The organism is Priestia sp. P5_B4 (assembly GCF_056400385.1).
On record NZ_JBFULJ010000476.1, the window covers coordinates 1 to 2,907 of the forward strand.

Sequence of the window (2,907 nt, forward strand, 5' to 3'; positions counted from 1 at the left end):
ATCGTGTTCTGCTTGAGCAGCTCTGAATTTTTAGTAAGCAAGTCGTTTGTTGTCTTAGATACTTGCTTTTGGGCTTCCATTGCTTTCTTTTGGCGTAATAAAGTGGTTGCGATTACTACTTGATTTTTCCAAAGTGGAATAGCTGTTAAAATAGAGCTTTGAATTTTTTCCACAAGGGTCTGATTGACTTCTTGAATTAATCGAATCTGCGGTGCACTTTGAATGGCAATTTGACGGCTCAGTTTTAAATCATGCACTCGTTTTTCTAGCCTATTGATAAATTGATTTAAATCATTGACCTCCTGAGCCATCAAATAGTCATTTTTTTGAGATGCTGTTTGCTGAAGCTGGGGCAGCGTTTCATTCTGCAGCGCCACTAACTTGTATTCGGCCGCTGCAATGTAGACGTTAAGCGCCTCGTAAAACTGTTTATTTTTATCATATAAGCTATCTAGCATCGTAATGTCTCGATACAGCATTTGTTTTGAGCGCTCTAACTTATCTGCAATTTTATCAATTTCAACATTAATGCTTTGATATTTTGTTAATAAATTTTGAATAGGCCTAGAGACTCCTGAAAATAATCGACCGATGACTCCTTTTTTCTTTGCAGAAAAATCATCGGGATTCACTTGGCGAATCTTACTCATTAAATCTCCTATAACATCTCCTACTGGTCCCGTATCTTTCGTTTGCACATGCTGTAGTACAGATTGAGAAAACTGAGATAGTTCTGACTGAGCTGCTACCCCATACTGTAAGATAGCCTGCTGATTTTTATAATCAATTTGATTTGCGATTTTCTGTGCTTTTTCCTGATATTCCGGTGTCAAATCATCGTATGTGTTTCTTTTTGCAGCGCGAGAGTCCGATTGTACCTGCGGGGTAGGCGACGCAAAAGGATCATCAAGCAGCGCATCTAACGATTGATTTTGATTATATTCTTTCATCATAAAATCCCATCCTTTGCATTTACGTTACTTCGTGCGATTAGTAGCTGTCGGTATATACGGCTGCTCTTCTTCAAATGCTTGTTTTAGCACTTTAAGCTCTACATCTAACGTCAGCTTATCTTGTGAAAGAGCATTTGTTAATAAATGCTCATACTTCCCTGATAACCCGCGCAGCATGTCTTCCGCTTCATGAAGACTTTCTTTTACTTCTATGCTTTTCGTTGGCTTTGATAATAAAAACATATACCTTTCAATGACGGTAACCGTTGATTGTAAGTAGTTCGTAAAAAAAGGCTGAACATCTTTATATCGTGCGGGCTCTTTTTCTACCATTTCAATGATGCTTTTACCTACTTTGTGTAGTTTAGAAAGTTCTGTCCACATATGAACAGACCGAATTTTAAAACGATAGCTTCCAATGGTTCTTAATTGCTTTCTTGCCTCTTTTACTTGATGACGAACGTATGCAATTTCTTCTCTATACGGATTTTGATAATGACGTCGAGCACTGCTCATAATAAAAAACAGGCTCATCACGACCATTACTCCTATACTAATGCCAAAGGATTGAGTCATCGTGGTACTAAATCCAAAATAGCTGACCGGAACGGCTACTGCTCCTGTTGCCCAAATGGCAAGAATCTTTTTTATGATTCGAACGACTTTCATCGCTTTCACTCCTATCTCAAATGTGACCGAACTTTTAAACGTATACATATTATACCATTGTCTTCCCGTCTCTTAAAACGATTACTGTTATAATTTATATACGGATAAAATCTTTAAAGGTTTCACAAAACAAAAAAACAGGCAGCTATTAAAAGCTGCCTGTTTTTTATTGATCTTCGCGCTTGTTGTAATCATACTTCGAGCGTTCAATTGGTTTGAACCCTTCTGGTGTATGAAAGCGGAGTAAATCTCCGTAAACAAGTTTATCTGATAGTTCTAGCTTTTTCTTAACTAGTTCATCATACTTATCATACTGTTTCGCTTCCTTATCTGAAAGCTGCTTGCCCGTTGCGTTGTCATACACTTTCTGATCAACTTTTGTTACCTTAGGTGTAACAAAGTCACCGTTACGGAAAGGTACAACTTGCTGATGTTCTTTTGATAATAAGTCTGTACCAAAGTCAATATAGTCTTTTGTATCAAGACCTAATAAATGCATCACTGTTGGACGAACATCTACGTCTCCGCCATACGTATGATTTACGCCGCCTTTAAGGCCTGGTGAAGTAATAAATAATGGTACGCGCTGCAGTTGAGCTTGTTCAAAATCATTGATGTTTTTACCCATTACTTTGCCCATTGCACGCTTATGGTTTTCAGAAATACCGTAGTGGTCACCGTACATCACGACCATCGTATTGTCTGCTAAGCCAGAGGCCTGTAAATCCTCAAAGAATTGCTTAATTGATTCATCTAAATAACGAGCCGTTTGGAAGTATTGGTCAACTGACTTATCTCCCGTATTGTGAGGTCCAATCGTTTGGTCTTCCTTATCTAGCGGATAAGGGAAGTGGTTTGATAACGTAATGAACTTCGCGCTAAATGGCTGCTTTAAGCCTTTTAGGTACGGCATTGATTCTTTAAAGAATGGTTTATCTTTTAAACCATAGTTCAGCGTATCTTCGTCTGACATATTGTAATAAGCTGAATCAAAGAATTTTTCTACACCCATTGATTTATACATTTCATCACGGTTCCAGAACGATTTTCCATTTCCGTGGAACACAGATGTTGTATAGCCTTGCTGATCTAGAATACCAGATAGCGACTGATAGGTGTTATTTGCTTTTGTTGTAAATACAGAACCTTGAGGTAAGCCGAATAATGAGTTCTCCATCATGAATTCAGCATCTGACGTTTTACCTTGCCCTGTTTGATGGAAGAAGTTATCGAAATACATTGTGTTCTGATCTTTTAGTAGTGAATTTAAGAACGGCGTTACTTC

General features: G+C 38.0%; 3 protein-coding genes. All 3 read right to left on the reverse strand.

Annotation, left to right across the window (positions count from 1 at the left end; genetic code table 11):
- A partial coding sequence (locus AC1DRF_RS21565) for a toxic anion resistance protein (protein WP_477741652.1) occupies nt 1–953 on the reverse strand: 953 nt, incomplete at its 3' end.
- Nucleotides 954–977: 24 nt separating this feature from the next.
- On the reverse strand, nt 978–1,622 hold the full coding sequence (locus AC1DRF_RS21570) for a 5-bromo-4-chloroindolyl phosphate hydrolysis family protein (protein ID WP_043982059.1): 645 nt from the start codon (nt 1,620–1,622) through the stop codon (nt 978–980).
- 166 nt (nt 1,623–1,788) lie between these two features.
- The coding region (locus tag AC1DRF_RS21575; protein WP_477741653.1) for an LTA synthase family protein at nt 1,789–2,907 on the reverse strand (1,119 nt) is incomplete at its 5' end.

Coding starts and splice junctions, on each gene's coding strand:
- AC1DRF_RS21570 (WP_043982059.1), bottom strand. CDS start 1,622: ATGAAAGTCGTTCGAATCATAAAAAAGATTCTTGCCATTTGGGCAACA.